Genomic DNA, 16,929 nt, shown 5'->3' on the forward strand with positions numbered 1-16,929 from the left:
TCACTTACTTTCCCGCTGAGGTTTCCCCCGATGTCTGCTCCCCGCCGCCTGGTTCTGCTTGCTGCGTTGTCTGTGCTGAGTTGCCAGGCGTTTGCGTTCAACTTGAATGATGCCGCCAGTCTGTATTCCGCCAGCCAGGGCGATAAGGGCGGCGACGCCTCGGCGGCCTTGTTGAGCAACCCACAGAACCTGCAGCTGCTGGCAGCGCTCAAGCAGTTGAAGGTCACCCCGCAGCAAGCGGTGGGCGGTACCGGGGCGATGCTGGGGCTGGCGAAGAATCAACTGCCGAACAATGAGTACAGCCAGCTGACTCAAACCGTACCGGGCCTGGAAAAGTTCGAAGGGGCCAACGGCCTGGCCCAGTTGGGCTCGCTCAGCGGCCTGTTGGGCAAGTCGGCGGGCAAACCGGTGAGCCCGCAGGCCACCGCCGCCGTGGCCAATGTGAACAACCCGCAAGACCTTAGCGCCGCCTTCGGTGCCCTGGGCATGGACAGCGGCATGATCGGCCAATTCGCCCCACTGCTGTTGCAGTACCTCGGTCAGCAGGGCGTCGGCGGTTCGCTGTTGGGCAACCTCGGCAGTCTGTGGAAGCCCGCGAGTTAAGCCAGGCTTTCGGCCTTCATGGCGCTGAGGCGGGCATCCTTCTGCGCCCAGCGCTGGGAAATCCAGCTCTGCATATACACGCGAAACTGTGGGTCGTTCTGGTAGTCGCCCTGCCACAGAGCCGGGTCCATCGGCAGCGTCTGGATATCCACCACCACCTTGGGCACACGCCCACAGAGCAGATCCCAGAAACCGGGGATGCGCTCGCCGGGGTAGAACACGGTGATATCGAGAATGGCGTCCAGCTGTTCGCCCAGGCTGGCCAGCACAAAGGCCACGCCACCGGCCTTGGGTTTCAACAGGTGTTTATAGGGTGACTGCTGCTCGGCCTGTTTGGCCGGCGTGCAGCGGGTGCCTTCCAGGTAATTGACCACGCTCACTGGTAGGTTGCGGAATTTTTCGCAGGCTTGTTGGGTAATCAGCAGGTCTTGCCCAGCCCTTTCCGGGTGCTTGGCCAGATAAGCCTTGGAGTAGCGCTTCATAAACGGGTAGTCCAGCGCCCACCAGGCCAGCCCCAGCAGCGGCACCCAGAGCAATTCCTTTTTCAGAAAGAACTTGAAGAACGGTGCCTTGCGGTTAAAGGCCTGCATCAGCGCGGGAATATCCACCCAGGATTGGTGGTTGCTGATCATCAGATAGGAGCGATCCATGCGCAGCTCATTGTCGCCACGGATTTCCCAGACGGTGGGCAGGCAGAGGGCGAAGATGAATTTGTCGATGTCCGACCAGGTTTCGGCAATCCACACCACCCCGGCGGAACAGGCGGCCCTGAGCTTGCCAGGCAAAATCAGCTTGAGCAGGCCCAGAATCATCAACGGGCCGATCAACAGCAATGTGTTGAGCAAAAGCAGTGAGGCGACGGTCATACCGGTGAGCAAGCGGCGCATGAAGGCTCCTAACTAAGCGCAGGCGGTCAATGATAATCAGCCCTGGCGAGCCTTCCAAGTCGCTGGCTGGACGTTTGGCCGACACAGTCTTTTGCTTCACCGGCTACATTTTCTTCACCCCATTGCCTGTATTAAGGGCTTTTGTTCACCCTTACGCAGCCCCTTTACTGCCTGGAGAGACCTGCCCCGTGAAACCGCTTATTGCCCTGCTAGCGCTGCTGGCACTGCCCGTTCTGGCCGCCGAACCCACCGTTTATGGCCGCTACGAATACATCAAGCTTCCCGAGCTGGACCAAACCTTCAAAGCCAAGATGGACACCGGCGCTCTGACCGCATCGCTGTCCGCCAAGGACATCGAGTTGTTCAAGAAAAACGGTGAAGACTGGGTGCGTTTTCGCCTCGCCACCAAAGAGGCCGACGACAAGCTCTATGAGCACAAAGTGGCGCGTATCAGCAAAATCAAAAGCCGCTCCGACGAGGAAGATGGCGAAGAAAGTACCGAAGTTGCCAAGCGCCCAGTGGTGGCCATGCGCATGTGTATGGACGGGGTCAGCCGCGTCATCGAGGTCAATCTCACCGACCGCAGTAGCTTCAACTACCCCCTGCTGATCGGTGCCAAAGCCCTGCGTGAATTCGATGCGGCGGTAAATCCGGCGCGGCGCTTTACCGCTGGCAAGCCGCAGTGCTAAGCACCTCGCAGCGCAATACCGCGGCTGTTTAGCCGCGGCGCGGCAGACGGCAGCGCTTACCAGAGCCACTTCAGGCTCAGGCTGCCGGTTACCTCCGAACCCCGCTCTTCGCCTTGGGAATACCCCATACGAGCGCTGGTTTGCAGGGCGTGCCCCAGCATCAGCTCCATGCCCAGATCGCTGGTCGTCAGGTTGTTGTAGCGACGGCTGATGAACGCCGCATCGGCAATCTGCGCGGTGTCCTGTTTATCGCTATTGAGCACATACCCAAGCGAGGCGAAGCCGCGTAGCGCAGCGCCGGGCGTTTGCAGGAACGTACGATCCACCAACAGCCCAGTCTGATACTGGAGGTTGGTCGAAGCCGGCGCTTTCACCGCCCCGGCATCGGCGACCTTGTAGGATTGCGCGCCCGCGTCAATCAGGGTTGCGCTCAACGACGGTTGAATGCCAAAGCCGCCCATTTGCCAGCGATAGCCTGTCGCCAGAGCGCCCGTATTCATGCCCCCCGATTGCTTGGCGCTGACCGAGTTTTGCAGCCTGGTTCGGTAATGGTGGGTGCCCAGCGATGCGCCCAGCCACAGATTGCTCGGAAGGTACAACTTGGCATAGGTCATTGCGCTGTACAGCCTGTCGTCGCCTTTGTCGCCTTGCGCATAGGCCGACGAGGCGCTGCCCTGTGCCGCGGCGATACCCAGCAGCAAATCGCCGTATCGGGTCGCCGCCGCGCTATCGGCACCCAGCCATGTGGAGGTGACGTACTGGTTCCAGTCACGCACTTGTGAGTTATCGAATTGCCGCTGGCTGTGCCGCACGTCCGTCCATAACCCACTGCTCTGTGGTGCCACTTCTGTCAGATGATCCTGCAGGCCGGCCATCTGCCCGACCACCGCCGTGAAACGCGCCGCATCATCCGATAACAGGGCGTTGGTGCGCCGACTGGTCCAGTCGTTTTGCTTGATGGCGTTTTCCGCGCTTGCCGGGACTTGCGGTACCGCCGGCTCGGCAGGCGCGGGCGGCTGCGTAGGGGTTACCGGGGTTGGAGTCTGCGCTGCCAGCGGGTTGTATAACTCCCAGGATTGCCTGCCGCTGTCGCGCAATTGATAACGGTAGTTGCCGCTGTCCAGGTAACCAGTCGGCAGATTGAAGCGCAGGTTGCTGTAGTCGGCCTGCGAGCTCTGCAGATAAACCAGGCCCAGGTGGTTAACGGCCGTGGGCGAAGCGGCAGCGGCGATGGGATTTACGTCCAGGAAGAAACTGCCGCTGCCACCCTGATAAAGGGCCAGGGAGTCGCCCACCCCGCGGTTCAGATCCACGCTCAGGCTGAAGGTGCCGCTACCTAGCAGATCACCTTTGATATCCAGACGCCGGTAACCAACGCCGGAGCTGTCTGCATTCAGCGCAACGCGAGATCCCGACAGCATGCGCAGTGCGCCGATCTGGCTGTCATCGCGCATCAGCCATAAGCCTTTGCTGCCCAGGGTCATCGACGACAACGCACTGCCCTGCACCGCGCCCTCAACCACTCCGTTGCCGACGATCATGGCGGCGTTATCCAGCAATTGCACATTGCCCCTGAGCAGGCTGGCCGGGGTGGTATCGGTGGTGGTCGCGGGCTGGCAAACCAGCGCGCCGAACAAAATGCATGACTGGGTCCAACTGCGACTGTCGCTGCTTAGCGTGGCATCCACGGCACCCAGCGAAATAACGCTACCTGCCGCAGCGCTGAGGTTGCTCAGCAAGCGCGCGTAATTACCCAGCTGTAACGTCGCATTGCTGCCGACATCGGTAGCAGTCGCCAGATAGTCGCTACTGTCCCAGCCGTACAAGGTGCCATCGGCATTCAGCTGGGCGTAGCCGGACAACAGCAGCGTGCCCTTCTGGATACTCAAGGTACCGTTCAGGTTCGAGCCGCCCTGCAGGTTGAGCAACGCCTCGGAAACCTCCGGGTTATAGGTGAAGTTCAAGGCACCATTGAGCCGTTGCGGATCGTCCTCTCCCAACTTGCCCAGGTAGTAATCGAGCGCATAACGGCGGGAAAAAATGGTTTGTTTCGCAAGGGTTTCATCGGTGCCGAGATACTCCCATTGGGCGTTGCTGGTGGCATTGGTAGGGAAAAAACCGTAGCTGCCTGTCGCCTTGAGCGCGAAATACTGGGTGATGGCACCGCGTTTATAGCTGAACAGATCGTTGCCAATGCCTTTGTTGCCCTGGGTATCCCAATTCAACAGGGGGATATCGGCGAGTCGATAACCCGACACGCTGAGGGTTGCTGCTGCACCGCTCGCGTGGTTGACGATCTGCGCGCCACCATCGACGTGGTGAACGTGACTAAAGCTCAGGTCGTTGCCATTGATATCCAGGCGACCACCGCGAAAGCCAAAGTACAGGTTGTGGGTATCTATCTGGCCGGCATCGTGCAGCACCACAGTGGGTCTGCCGCTGACGATATCCACAAGGGAAAACGCCTGAACATTGCCATTGGCATCGGCGCGTTGATCCAGAATGACCGTGCCCTCGCCTACGCTGAGCTCGCCCGGATTGATGCCTTGGGCATTGATCAGCAAGGTGCCTGTTCCCAGCTTGTGCAAGCTATCGCCCTTTACCCCGTTGACTTGCCAGGTCAGGGTTTTGTCGCTGTTAACCGTAACCCCGCCACCTTTCCAGGTTTGTGCCGCGGCGGCTTTCAGGGTGTAGTCGTTGTTGAAGGTTAATGACCCAGCGCCCATGTCCACGTCCTGATTGAGAACGATAGTGCCGCCAAGACCGTTAAAGGCCAGATCCTTGCCGCCGTTCAGCGCTGTGGTGGTGTCGTCAACAAGGGAGGCGTCAGGACCATGCCAAAGCCAGCTGCTGGTGCCTTGTTCAAGCGCGGAGCTATTCCAGTTGATGGTTTGATTGAGGTCACTGTCCAGCACATCCGGGTCGCTATTGCTGTTCTTCAACTGGTCAAACAACGCTGCGGAAATCAGGTTATAGGTACTCGCCTTACCCGACACACCGAGCAGCGATGCCAGCACCAACCATCTTTTCTCCACCGCATCCCATACCAGAAGCGGCGAGCCGCTATCGCCAGCCTCGGTGGTAATTGGCAGAGGCAGATGCAAGTTATTGAGCACATCTCTGGATTCCACGGTATTAAGAATATTGGTGCCTGGGTAATAGCGGACGGTATTGAATATCCCGCCGGTCCGATATCGGGTAACGCCCGGCGTATCAGGAATAATCGTTTTAGTACCATCCGCTGACTGCACATATTGATAGCCGTTGCCTTCACGATAAAAGATCGGGAAGCGGCTTTTATCGGTCAAGTCCGCCCATGCTCCGGTATAAATCGGCATGGCATAAACTTCGGTTACCAACTTATTAAGGCGAGGCGTTACCGTGTCGCGCATTCCCGGCTGCGGATTGCGCGCCACGACCTGGTAGTTATATATGCGCGTATCGGTAGTATTGAAGGGCTGCGAATAACCAAAGGCAACCAGGTTGACCATGCTGCCGTTATGGGTGGCTGAAAGCGTGTATTGCGGCGAGACCAGTATGGATTTGGCGGTAAGTACCGCCGATGACCAGTCGGGCATCGGCGCCTTGTCCAGCGTGCCCGCCAGGCTGCCATCTTTGAAGTAGATTGAAATATCGGTTGCGCCGGGGCGGAATAATCCACGATTTTCCGCAAAGTTCCGATAGGTCATGTAATCGATATCATCACGCACTGTACCGGACTGGGCGAACTGCGAAAAAATGCTACTAATGATTAACGCCAGAGCAGACTGTTTAAATTGTTCAGCGTGCATTTTTACACCTTGAAAGAACTCGCTCGCCAAGCTCTCGCACTCAGCGACGTGAAGTTCATAAGAGAAGGCAAGCGATTTTATTGATGCACTGGCGTTATCATGTAGGACTGATCAGAAACCACTTATCTCGAGTCTTATTTAAATACCGAGCTAGGGGGTTAGACCTCCGATGCTTCCCTGTCTTTATTGGTTTACGCCTTTCGTTGCTTGACGCCCCTTCCCTGCTCCAGCAGGCTTTCGCACCTGTGTCTCGTGGCGGGAAGCCCATGCCCCATATCTTGTTGGTGGAAGACGAAGCGGCGATCGCCGACACCCTGATCTACGCCCTGCAAAGCGAGGGCTACAGCACCCACTGGCTGACCCTGGCCGGTGACGCCCTGGCCTATCAGCAACACTCCCCCGCCGATCTGTTGATTCTCGATGTCGGTCTGCCTGATATGACCGGCTTCGAGGCCTGCAAGCAGCTGCGGCGTTTCTCCGAGGTGCCGGTGATTTTTCTTACCGCACGCAATGCCGAGATCGACCGTGTGGTGGGCCTCGAAATCGGTGCTGACGACTACGTCACCAAGCCCTTCAGCCCCCGCGAGGTGGCGGCACGGGTCAAGGCCATTCTCAAGCGCATGCAACCACGCGCGCTGCCGGCACCAGCGGCGGCCGGCCTGTTCGCGGTGGATGCCGAGCGCTTCCAGATTCACTACCAGGGCCAACTGCTCGGCCTTACCCGCCATGAGTTCCGCCTGCTGCAAACCCTGCTGGCGCAGCCGCTGCGGGTGTTCAGCCGCGAGCAGTTGCTGGATGCCGCCGGGGTGGCGGCCGAGGCCGGCTACGAGCGCAATATCGACAGCCATATCAAAAGCCTGCGCGCCAAGCTGCGCCAGATAGCGGCGAATGCCGAGCCGATCCAGACCCATCGCGGTCTGGGCTACAGCATCAAGGTGGACTGATGCCGCTCGGGATCCGGATTTTCCTCGTCTACTTTGTGTTCGTCGGCCTGTCCGGCTGGTTTGTGCTGAGCACGGTGATGGACGAAATCCGTCCCGGCGTACGCCAGACCACCGAAGAAACCCTGGTGGACACCGCCAACCTGTTGGCCGAGCTGTTGCGCGATGACCTGCGCAGCGGCCGCCTCACCCAGGAACACTGGCAGGAGCGTTTCCAGGCCTACGGCCAACGTCAGCCGCTCGCGCAGATCTGGGGCATGACCAAAGGCGAGGTCAGCCACCGCATTTACATCACCGACGCCCAGGGCAAGGTGCTGGTGGATTCCAGTGGCGAAGCGGTAGGCCAGGATTACTCGCGCTGGAACGATGTGTACCTGACCCTGCGCGGCGAGTACGGCGCGCGCTCCACCCGTGAAGATCCGCAAGACCCGGAAACCTCGGTGATGTACGTGGCTGCGCCGATCAAGGAGCAGGGCAAGATCATCGGCGTGGTCTCGGTAAGCAAACCGAGTCGCACCTTGCAGCCCTATATCGAGCGCTCGCAGAAACGCCTGGCCTGGTTCGGTGCCGGGCTGATCTTTCTTGGCCTGCTGGCTGGCGGCTTGTTGTCCTGGTGGCTGAGCGCCTCGCTGCGCCGCCTCACCGACTATGCCCAGGCGGTCTCGGCCGGCGAACGCAGTCCATTGCCAGCCTTGCAGGGCGGTGAGCTGAAGCAGCTGGCCGAAGCCCTGGAACATATGCGCAGCGAACTGGAAGGCAAGGCGTACGTCGAGCGCTATGTGCACACCCTGACCCACGAATTGAAAAGCCCGCTGGCGGCGATTCGTGGCGCGGCGGAGTTGCTCGAGGGCGAGATGCCCAGCGAGCAGCGCCAGCGTTTCGTTGGCAATATCCAGACCGAAAGTGCGCGCCTGCAACGGCTGATCGAACGCCTGCTCAACCTGGCCCTGGTGGAACAACGCCAGGGGCTGGACGAGCGCGTGCCGCTGCCGCTGCGGGCCCTGCTGGATGAGCAATTGCAGGCGCAGACGGCACGTCTGCTGAGTGGGCAACTGCAGGTGGCCAATCAGGTGCCGGCCGAGGTGCATGTGCTGGGCGAACGTTTTCTGCTGCAGCAGGCGCTGGCCAATCTGCTGGATAACGCTCTGGACTTCACCCCGGCAGGTGGCGAATTGCGCTTTAGCGCCGAGCGGCAGGACGACGTGCTGACCCTGAGCGTGTTCAACCAGTGCGCGCCGATTCCCGACTATGCGCTGTCCCGTCTGACCGAACGTTTCTACTCCCTGCCGCGCCCACACAGCGGGCGCAAGAGCACCGGTCTGGGCCTCAACTTTGTGCAGGAAGTGGCCAGCCTGCATGGCGGTGCTATAACCATTGGCAACGTCGCCGGTGGAGTCGAGGTTCGTTTGAGCCTGCCGCTGGCGCACTAGCAGAAGCCGTTTTCAGCGCTGTAACCGCTCTGCAAAGCCTGTTCAATAGTGTCTCAGCGACTGCCCGGGTGCCCGTAGCCCGTGCTGTTGGCACTAAACGTGATAGCCACTGCTATAACAAGAAGAAGCCACAGGAGTCAGGGTATGAAAACCGTCGCGGAAATCCTCAAAGCGAAAACCCGGAACAGCATTTTCAGCGTCAGCCCCGACACCTCGGTGCTCGAGGCAGTGAAACTGATGGGCGAGCTGGGCATCGGCGCCTTGCTGGTGACTGAGCTGGGCGAGCTGGTGGGCATCGTCAGTGAGCGCGACTACGTGCGCAAGATCGCCATGCTGGAACGCGACTCGTCGGCCAAGGTCAGCGAAATCATGACCGCCAAGGTGATCACGGTGAGCCCCAAAGAAGGCAACCGCCACTGCATGCAACTGATGACCGACGGCCACCTGCGCCATCTGCCGGTGCTCGAAGACGGCAAAGTGATCGGCCTGCTGTCCATTGGCGACCTGGTGAAAGACATCATCTCCGAGCAGGAAAGCCTGATTAACCACCTCGAACAATACATTCGCGGCGAATAAACCGGCCCCACCCCTCCCGCCAAACAAAACGGGCCCGACAGTTACCTGCCGGGCCCGAATTATTCCAACGCCTGCGCGTTATACGAACGGCTGACTGGCGAAGCCACGCGGCAGGCGATTCTGCCCAGGCAGCGCGGCCAACTGTTCACGCCAGGCGGCGCGCCAATCCATTGAGCTATGCGTGGCCTTGGCTTTACGGGCAGCGCGGCGGGCCGCGTTGCGAGTGTCTTTACGGGCAGTTTTGAATGCCTCTGTGTTGCGGCAGGTGCGGCATTTAACCCGCGCGAGTTCGGTGCTGGACGGCAGGTGGCTGTCACGGCCACAGGCCAGGTGCCCAGCGGTTTTGTAATGAATAGTGGGGGTAGCCATAAAAGAACTCCTTTCAAAGAAAGGGACTGGCGCAGCGGCCAGACCCTCTCAAACAGAACCAGCGCTTAGAAAACAAGAATAAGCAGGATGATGAGCGGGATTGGCACACCAAGTAACCAGAGCAGAATGGCAGGCATGTTGTTCTCCTTGTTTGCGGGGGCGGTTAGCGAACAGGCACGGTGCGACGATCTTCGACGATCACCACAGCATCACGTTGACGACCACCGTAGATGGCGGTGAACGCGGCGACGAAGGCACCGATCAGCAGCGCGACAAACATCCACAGCGTCGCATGAGCGGCAGCTTTTTTGGCGGCATCAGCAGCGACTTTCAGGTCGACAACGGCCTGATGTGCCTCACCGTAAATCTTGTCGACACGGGCCTCGGCATCGGCCTGACTCAGGTCGGTACGTTGCGCCACCAGTTGCGCCAGGTAGGCACGGTCTTGCGTATTCAATGCGCCGCTATCGCTCGCCAGGTTGCGGGCGACGATACGCGCGGCAACGTCGTGGGCGGCGTCGGAAGTCACCGGAGCGGCACGGCTGTCACGGAACAGGCTGTCGATAAAGTAAGTGTCGTTATTGCTTTCGGCGACCTGCGCGGTTGCCGGGCTGGTTGCCAGGGTCGCGCTGACCTGAGCGGTACCGCTCACCAGGCTGCTGACCGAACCCACCAGCAAGGAGGCGGTTACCAGCGTCGCTACACCCCAGGCCAAAAAGCCATGGGCGGTGTCGCGAAAGTACACCTCGTCGTTGTGCAGCGTCGTCCAACGCTTGCGCAGACGACCGGCCAGGTAGCCACCCATGGCGGCTGCAATCAGCTGCGTAAAGGCCAGCCAGATAATCGCCGAAATTCCCAGGCCTTGCGCGCTCAAGCCTTTGTCGGCCCACGGTGAAACAGCGGCGAAGCCCAGGCCCGAGCCCAGCAACAAGAGGATCAGGGACAATGCCGCGGCGGCGACAGCCCCTGCGAATACCGCCGCCCAGGAAACCCCGGAAGCGGTAGACGATTCATCCAAGGCAGCAACGTAAGCGTCTGAATTGAGCATTATTGTTTTCCTCACCCTGTGAGCTTGATAGCCCCTTTGGTTTTTCCTGGGGCCTATAAAACTTGAGTGTGAGGGGCGTTATTTCGTTCAGGCTTTTTCCTTAGCCGGCGGTTTGGCAGCCCGCTACCAACCCAGGGTCTGGAACATATCCGGCACCTGATCGAGGGTGAAAACCGTGGCGTCGGGGCGATAGTCGGGCAGCAATTGGCGGCCGGTGCCGCGATCCACCCACACACAGCGAAAGCCCATATCGCGGGCGGCGGCGTGGTCCAGATGGGGGCTGGCGCAGATGTGCACCACCTGCTCGCGGCTGACCCCGAGTTGTTCATGGGCATAGTCAAACAGCCGCGGTGCCGGCTTGTAGGCACCGGCCTGCTGCGCGGTGATCACCCGGTCGATATGGCCGCCCAGTTGCGCCACATTGCCGGCAATGATGTCGTCGTCCGTGTTGGAAACAATGCACAGGCGAAAGCCCATGTGCTTGAGACGCGCCAGGGCAGCCGGCACTTCGGCAAAGGGCGGCATCGCCGCGATGCTATCGGCCAGCAGCTCGCCATCGGCCGGGCTGGACGGCAGCCCCAGCTGCTCCATGGCCAAGCGCAACCCCTCGCGGGTTACCTGGCGAAACGAGCGATGCGGCGGAGTTTGCTCCAGCGCATGTTCGTGGTGGTCGTAAACCTCGATAAACCGCCGCGGCTCGATCTGATGACCGGAATGCTTGCTGAGCATTTTTTCCACCGCCAGCAGCAGCCCCTCGTCCCATTGAATCAAGGTGCCGTAGCAATCGAAGGTCAGCCACAACGGCCGTGGCAGGGCTTCAAGGGACTTGTTTTCGCGGGACGGAGTTTCAAGGGGCATGGCGCAGCTCCAGAAGAGAATAGGCGGCCAGCATAGGAGCCCTTTTTGATAGTGTTAAATTAAATTAACCTCTACCACTCAGTGCCAATTCAAATAAGCAGGTAACCGCCATGCTCGACCTCGAACTGCTCAAAACCCTGGTGTGCGTGGTCGACGAAGGCAGTTTTACCCGCGCCGGCGAGCGGGTGCATCGCACCCAGTCGACAGTCAGCCAACAGGTGCGGCGCCTGGAGGAAAGCGTCGGCCACAGCCTGTTGCTGCGCGACCGCAGCGGCAACCAGGTAACGCCCACTGCCCAGGGCGAACTGCTGGCGCAATATGCCCGACGTCTGCTCGGGCTGGCCCAGGAAGCCGAGGAGGCGCTGGCCAGCGAAGGCACTTTGCTGCCGCTGCGCCTGGGGGTGCCGGAGGACTTCGATACCCAGCGCATGACCGCCCTGCTTGCCGGTTTTACCCAGGCCCGGCCGGCGGCGCGCTTGGAAACCGTCAGCGGCATGAGCACGGATCTGCAGCACAAACTGGCCAGTGGTGAACTGGATATCGCCCTGATCAAACGCGAGCCGGGTCAGGGCGAATGCCTGGCCAGTTGGCCGGAATCCCTGGTGTGGGTGAAGGGCCAACAGGCGCTGCTGGATGAGCAGCCCCTGCCACTGGCGCTGTTTCCCCAGGGCTGCATCTACCGCCTGCGGGCGATCCGCAGCCTGGACAAGGCCAAGCGCCGCTGGCGTATCGCCTTTGGCAGCCACAGCCTGACTGGCATCCAGGCGGCGGTGGCGTCCGGGCTGGGCATTTCCGTACTGCCCAGCAGCGCCGTGCTGGCTACGCATCAGCTGTGCGACGACTTGCCGGCCCTGGCACCCAGCGAGCTGGCGCTGGTCAGCGCTGGCGGTGCGATAACCGCCTTGCAGCGGGAATTACTGGCCCTGCTGCAGGACCAGGTGATGCAAGCCTAAACGCCGGGCAGGGTTTGCGCGCCGTCGCCCAGGCTGCGCTGCATCAGCACCGTGTCGACCCAACGGCCATGTTTGAAACCCACCGCCTCGAATACCCCCACCAGACGAAAGCCCATACGCGTATGCAGGGCGATGGAGCCGTGGTTTTCGCTGTTGCCGATCACTGCCACCATCTGCCGCCGGCCATTGGCAATGCAGCGCTCGATCACCTCGGCCAGCAGCGCCTGGCCGATGCCACGCCCACCCATGCCATCGCGGACATACACCGAATCTTCCACGGTATTGCCGTAGGCCGGGCGCGGGCGGTAGAGGGTGGCGTAGCCGTAGCCGACCACCTCGCCGTCCAGTTCGGCCACCAGATACGGCAGGCCGTTAACCAGCACGTCGGCGCGGCGGCGCAGCAGCTCTTCCAGGGTCGGTGGTTGCAGTTCGAAGCTGGCGATGCCGGTGAGTACGTGGTGGGCGTAGATGGCTTGTACGGCGGGCATATCATCATCGCGGGCGTCGCGAACGAGTGGAGCGTTGTTCATCAATAGGCTCTTGCTCAATAGCTGCTTGGGATCGCAAGAGCTCGCGGCTAAAGCCCCTCCCACAGAATTCGAGGTGCCCTGTGGGAGGGGCTTCAGCCGCGAGCTTTGCTCTGCATTTCAGATCACTGAGGAATAGTCAGCCCTTTGATTACCGCTGGCCGCTGCAAGAATTTTTCCAGCACGCGGTTCACTTCCGGGAAGTTTTTGATGCCCACCAGATCACCCGCTTCATAGAAGCCGATCAGGTTGCGGACCCACGGAAAGGTGGCGATATCGGCAATGCTGTACTCGTTGCCCATGATCCATTCACGCCCTTGCAGCCGCTGATCCAGCACGCCCAGCAGGCGTTTGCTTTCGCCGACATAACGGTCGCGCGGGCGTTTGTCTTCGTACTCTTTGCCGGCAAATTTATTGAAGAAACCGAGCTGGCCGAACATCGGCCCGACCCCGCCCATTTGCCACATCAGCCATTGAATCGTCTGGTAGCGACCCGCTGCATCCTGCGGAATAAACGCGCCTGCCTTGTCAGCCAGGTAGAGCAGAATCGCACCCGACTCGAACAGCTCCAGCGGCTTACCGTCAGGACCATTGGGGTCGATGATGGCGGGAATCTTGTTGTTCGGATTGAGCGAGAGAAACTCCGGCGACAGCTGATCGTTCTGCTCGAAACGCACTTTGTGCGCCTCGTAGGCCAGGCCGGTTTCTTCCAACAGGATCGATACTTTTACGCCGTTGGGGGTGGGCAGCGAATACAGCTGAATGCGCTCGGGATGCTGCGCCGGCCATTTAGCGGTGATAGGAAACGCGGACAAGTCAGGCATGCGGGGTTCCTTGCTGTTGAGTAGAAAGCGGCTGGTTTCAGAACCAGCGAGCGAGGCAGATTAAGGCTTTTACGCCTCTGCCGTCATGGCGTTTTCAACCCCGGGGCGATAGGCGAAAACCAGGGCCTTGAGCCCACCGTGCTCATGCACATCGGCAAACTCCGGCGGGTTGTCCAGGCGCCTTTCGAACTGCAATGCCGGGGCGTGCTCGGCCATGCCGGCAAGGAGAAAATCCGGGCCGATATGGGGATCGTTGACGCAGGCCAGTACCTGGCCGCCCGGGTTGAGCAGGTCCGGCAAACGCCGGAGGATCTTGGCGTAGTCCTGGGTCAGGGCAAAGCTGCCCTTCTGAAAGGTCGGCGGGTCGATGATGATCAGGTCATAGGGGGCATAACGTTTGACCGCACTCCACGACTTGAACAGCTCATGACCGAGGAAGCTCACGCGGCTGAGGTCCTGTTGATTCAGGCGATGGTTGTCGCGCCCGCGGTTGAGGGCCGCCTTGGCCATATCCAGATTCACCACCTGAGTGGCACCCCCGGCCAGCGCCGCCACGGAAAACCCGCAGGTGTAGGCAAACAGGTTGAGCAGGCGTTTGCCATCGGCCTGCTCACGCACCCAGCGGCGGCCGTAGCGCATATCCAGGAACAGACCGGTGTTCTGTTTGTTGCCCAGATCGAGCTGAAAACGCAGGCCGTCTTCGCTGATCAGCCACTCGCTGTGCGGCCCACCCACAATCCATTCGGCACGGCTACTCTGAGGAGAAGCGGGAGTGCCAGCGCCCCCCGAATTAAGCGCCGGCTGCTTTGCGTCGCCTTCCTTGTAGCGATGCTGCACAAGCAGGCTGTGCGCTTGCGCACGCTGCCAGACCGGCGTTTGGGCCAGAGTCAGCAACATGCTCTGCAGCTCGGTCAGTTCGCTGTCGCCAGGCTGGCGGAACAGGCACACCAGTACCACACCCTGCAGCCAGTCGACGGTGATTTCTTCCAGCCCCGGCCAGCGCAGACCACGGCCATGGAACAGGCGGTGAGCATCGCTGAGGTCGCCCTGCAGGGCGGTGAGCAGGTGCTGATGCAGGCGGGCTAGGGCTTGGCTGGGCATAGAAATTTTCAGTAATTCAGGGATGGCGCAGTGTAAACGCAAAGACCGCTGACCACAGGCGGTGAAATACCCGGCTCATGTTCCCGGGCCCGTTGACGATAGCCTCGTATAAGCGGGCGGTGTGTGCGGTGCCGGCAGCTGTCCTCAAAACAACACGAGGTTTTCGCTCATGCTATTACGCCGTTTGAAGATCGCACCACGGGCCATCTTCTGCTTCTCCCTGGTGGCAGTACTGGTGGTTCTGCTCGGACTGTTCGCCCTGGGCAAGATGAAAGACATCCGCGCCACCACTGTCGATCTCAACGAAAACAGCATGCCCAGCTATGCGGCGCTCGGCACCATCAATGAAAAGATGCTGCGCCTGCGCATCATCGCCTTCCGCTTTGTGGTGGAACGCGAACCGACACAGCTGCCGGCCGTGGTCAGCCGCCAGAAGGACTTGACCGAGCAGTTGCGCCAAGCGCAAGCCAGCTACGAACCGTTGATCGCAGAGGGCGCAGAGCGCGAGCAGTACAAAAGCTTCAAAGCCATGCTCGATGACTACTACAGAGCCAATGCCAAGTTGGCCGAGCTCTCAACCGCCGGTCAGGTCGAGGAGATGAAAGCCTTCCTTGCCGGCGAGTACAAGACCTATTCCGATGGCCTCGGCACCCAGCTGGAAAAGCTCATGGAGATCAACCGTCTGAGCGCTGCGAACGAAGCGAAAAAATCCGCCGCAGCCTATGACGCAGCCGTGATGGTGGTGCTGGCCTTTATGCTGGTGGCCGCTGCGCTGACCGGCGTGCTGGCGGTGCTGCTGACCCGCAGTATCGTCAATCCGCTGACCCAGGCGATGGACGTTGCCGCCACCGTGGCCAAGGGCAATCTGTCCACCACCATTCTGGTCGATGGCACCGATGAACCGGCACTGTTGCTGGGCTCGCTGCGCGCCATGCAGCAAAGCCTAAAGGACACCATTCACCATATCGCCCAGTCCTCGGATCAGTTGGCCTCGGCGGCCGAAGAACTCAATGCGGTGACCGAAGATTCCAGCCGTGGCCTGCACCAGCAGAACAACGAAATCGAGCAAGCGGCCACTGCCGTCAACGAGATGACCACTGCGGTGGATGAGGTGGCGCGCAATGCCGTGGCCACTTCGGAAGCCTCCAATGCCTCGGACCGCACCGCACGCCTGGGCCAGGATCAGGTAAACAAAACCGTCAATTCCATCAGCGACCTGGCCGGCGATGTCTCCAGCACGTCGGAGCATGTGGAACAGCTGGCCACCAAGGTACGCGATATCAGCAAGGTGCTGGATGTGATCCGCTCCATCGCCGAGCAGACCAACCTCCTCGCCCTTAACGCCGCCATCGAGGCCGCCCGCGCTGGCGATGCCGGCCGCGGCTTTGCCGTGGTAGCGGATGAGGTGCGCGCTCTGGCTCACCGCACGCAGCAATCGACCCAGGAAATCGAGCAGATGATCAGCGGTATCCAACAGGGTACCGACCAGGCCATGAGCGCCATGCAAAGCAGCACCCATCGCGCCAACAGCACCCTGGAACTGGCCCGCGCCGCCGGTGCGGCGTTGGCCGAGATCACCGACGCCATCAGCCATATCAGCGAGCGCAACCTGGTGATCGCCAGTGCCTCAGAGGAACAGGCTCAGGTCGCCCGCGAAGTTGACCGCAACCTGGTGAACATCCGCGATCTGGCCCAGCAAACCTCGGCCGGTGCCCATGAAACCAGCGCCGCCAGCCAGGACTTGTCGCGCCTGGCGGTGGACCTCAACGGTTTGGTGAATCGCTTTACCCTGTAAGGCAAACGCCAGGCAAAAAAAAGGGCAGCTCGATCAAGGAGCTGCCCAGGGGCGGCCGGAAATTGGGGAAGGTTCCGGCCTTGAGGGGAGAAAATAGTACTGTATATAAACACAGTCATGCAAGTCGAAATTCACCCCACCTTCATCGTCAGGACTTCGTCCCGGCCCGCGCAACAGCTGGCAAAGCATCCACAAACCTTTGATAAAACTGCGAAAAGCCGCGCTGACAAGCCACTTTGCGCTGAATTCTATCGCCTCTGTTTCAGGCATTTATGTCTGAAAATCCGCAGCCTTGTGTCCTGAAAGCGACAAAACAGAACATAAAAGCGCCCGCACCCGGAAAAACCAACGAAAAATGCACCAATACGGAGCAGGCAACACTACAGACGAAAACCTGAGAGGGCGGTCAACCGCAGCAACACGCGGTTTGCGCGATTTGGCACGGATGCTGCCATTGCTTTGACGCGAGCAGGTTGCATACCTCGCCTGCTACGCCAACCGATAAGAACCAATCTGCCTTCCATCAGTGATGTGCAC

15 protein-coding genes and 1 pseudogene are annotated in these 16,929 nt (G+C 60.4%); 8 read left to right on the plus strand and 8 right to left on the minus strand.

The features are described 5' to 3' along the window. The first annotated feature begins 30 nt into the window (after positions 1-30). The gene (locus tag ACVW0Y_RS12340; protein ID WP_457438625.1) at positions 31-603 is read left to right on the plus strand and encodes a DUF2780 domain-containing protein; all 573 of its coding nucleotides are present in this window, start codon (positions 31-33) and stop codon (positions 601-603) included. Here the strand turns inward: ACVW0Y_RS12340 and ACVW0Y_RS12345 are convergent. Continuing rightward, the gene (locus ACVW0Y_RS12345) at positions 600-1,490 is read right to left on the minus strand and encodes an acyltransferase (RefSeq protein ID WP_457438626.1); all 891 of its coding nucleotides are present in this window, start codon (positions 1,488-1,490) and stop codon (positions 600-602) included. The two genes, ACVW0Y_RS12340 and ACVW0Y_RS12345, sit on opposite strands and share 4 nt — an antisense overlap. Before the next feature lie 188 nt (positions 1,491-1,678). Here ACVW0Y_RS12345 and rloA2 point away from each other — a divergent pair, with 188 nt between their 5' ends. Further along, positions 1,679-2,179 (plus strand): retropepsin-like aspartic peptidase RloA2, encoded by a 501-nt coding sequence (gene rloA2 / locus ACVW0Y_RS12350; RefSeq protein WP_457438627.1) that lies wholly within the window; start codon positions 1,679-1,681, stop codon positions 2,177-2,179. Between the two features lie 56 nt (positions 2,180-2,235). On the opposite strand, the gene ACVW0Y_RS12355 is transcribed toward rloA2, so the two are convergent. Continuing rightward, on the minus strand, positions 2,236-5,970 hold the full coding sequence (locus tag ACVW0Y_RS12355; protein ID WP_457438628.1) for a S6 family peptidase: 3,735 nt from the start codon (positions 5,968-5,970) through the stop codon (positions 2,236-2,238). Between the two features lie 266 nt (positions 5,971-6,236). On the opposite strand from ACVW0Y_RS12355, the gene creB reads away from it, so the two are divergent. The 3 genes from creB (at position 6,237) to ACVW0Y_RS12370 (ending at position 8,917) form a co-directional block, all read left to right on the plus strand. Then, positions 6,237-6,914 carry a two-component system response regulator CreB gene (gene creB / locus ACVW0Y_RS12360; protein ID WP_457438629.1) on the plus strand — a complete coding sequence of 226 codons (678 nt, stop codon included), beginning with the start codon at positions 6,237-6,239 and terminating at the stop codon, positions 6,912-6,914. Next, the gene (creC, locus tag ACVW0Y_RS12365; RefSeq protein WP_457438630.1) at positions 6,914-8,341 is read left to right on the plus strand and encodes a two-component system sensor histidine kinase CreC; all 1,428 of its coding nucleotides are present in this window, start codon (positions 6,914-6,916) and stop codon (positions 8,339-8,341) included. Before creB ends, creC begins: the two co-directional genes overlap by 1 nt. Before the next feature lie 144 nt (positions 8,342-8,485). After that, complete coding sequence (locus ACVW0Y_RS12370; RefSeq protein ID WP_108099151.1) at positions 8,486-8,917, plus strand: CBS domain-containing protein; 432 nt, start codon at positions 8,486-8,488, stop codon at positions 8,915-8,917. A gap of 78 nt (positions 8,918-8,995) precedes the next feature. Here the strand turns inward: ACVW0Y_RS12370 and ACVW0Y_RS12375 are convergent, their stop codons facing one another. The 3 genes from ACVW0Y_RS12375 to ACVW0Y_RS12385 form a co-directional block, all read right to left on the minus strand. Next, positions 8,996-9,286 (minus strand): hypothetical protein, encoded by a 291-nt coding sequence (locus ACVW0Y_RS12375; RefSeq protein ID WP_457438631.1) that lies wholly within the window; start codon positions 9,284-9,286, stop codon positions 8,996-8,998. Positions 9,287-9,449: 163 nt separating this feature from the next. Beyond that, positions 9,450-10,334: a hypothetical protein gene (locus ACVW0Y_RS12380; RefSeq protein WP_457438632.1), complete on the minus strand. Its 885-nt coding sequence runs from the start codon at positions 10,332-10,334 to the stop codon at positions 9,450-9,452. 123 nt (positions 10,335-10,457) lie between these two features. Next, positions 10,458-11,192 (minus strand): haloacid dehalogenase type II, encoded by a 735-nt coding sequence (locus ACVW0Y_RS12385; protein WP_457438633.1) that lies wholly within the window; start codon positions 11,190-11,192, stop codon positions 10,458-10,460. Between the two features lie 110 nt (positions 11,193-11,302). On the opposite strand from ACVW0Y_RS12385, the gene ACVW0Y_RS12390 reads away from it, so the two are divergent. After that, positions 11,303-12,145: a LysR family transcriptional regulator gene (locus ACVW0Y_RS12390; RefSeq protein WP_457438634.1), complete on the plus strand. Its 843-nt coding sequence runs from the start codon at positions 11,303-11,305 to the stop codon at positions 12,143-12,145. Here ACVW0Y_RS12390 and ACVW0Y_RS12395 read toward each other — a convergent pair. From ACVW0Y_RS12395 to ACVW0Y_RS12405, 3 genes are all read right to left on the minus strand, one after another. Then, entirely contained in the window at positions 12,142-12,675 is a 534-nt protein-coding gene (locus ACVW0Y_RS12395) for an N-acetyltransferase family protein (RefSeq protein WP_457438635.1), read from the minus strand. The two genes, ACVW0Y_RS12390 and ACVW0Y_RS12395, sit on opposite strands and share 4 nt — an antisense overlap. Before the next feature lie 122 nt (positions 12,676-12,797). Further along, entirely contained in the window at positions 12,798-13,496 is a 699-nt protein-coding gene (locus ACVW0Y_RS12400) for a glutathione S-transferase N-terminal domain-containing protein (protein WP_457438636.1), read from the minus strand. Positions 13,497-13,565: 69 nt separating this feature from the next. Then, entirely contained in the window at positions 13,566-14,597 is a 1,032-nt protein-coding gene (locus ACVW0Y_RS12405; RefSeq protein WP_457438637.1) for a class I SAM-dependent methyltransferase, read from the minus strand. Positions 14,598-14,766: 169 nt separating this feature from the next. Between ACVW0Y_RS12405 and ACVW0Y_RS12410 the strand changes: the two are divergent. Both ACVW0Y_RS12410 and ACVW0Y_RS12415 read left to right on the plus strand, forming a co-directional pair. Beyond that, positions 14,767-15,537: pseudogene (locus ACVW0Y_RS12410) on the plus strand (MCP four helix bundle domain-containing protein); the annotation flags it as partial. Continuing rightward, positions 15,529-16,392 (plus strand): methyl-accepting chemotaxis protein, encoded by an 864-nt coding sequence (locus ACVW0Y_RS12415; protein WP_457438697.1) that lies wholly within the window; start codon positions 15,529-15,531, stop codon positions 16,390-16,392. The pseudogene ACVW0Y_RS12410 and the gene ACVW0Y_RS12415, both read left to right, overlap by 9 nt. Positions 16,393-16,929 lie beyond the last annotated feature (537 nt).

It is taken from the genome of Pseudomonas sp. TE3786, from assembly GCF_054057335.1.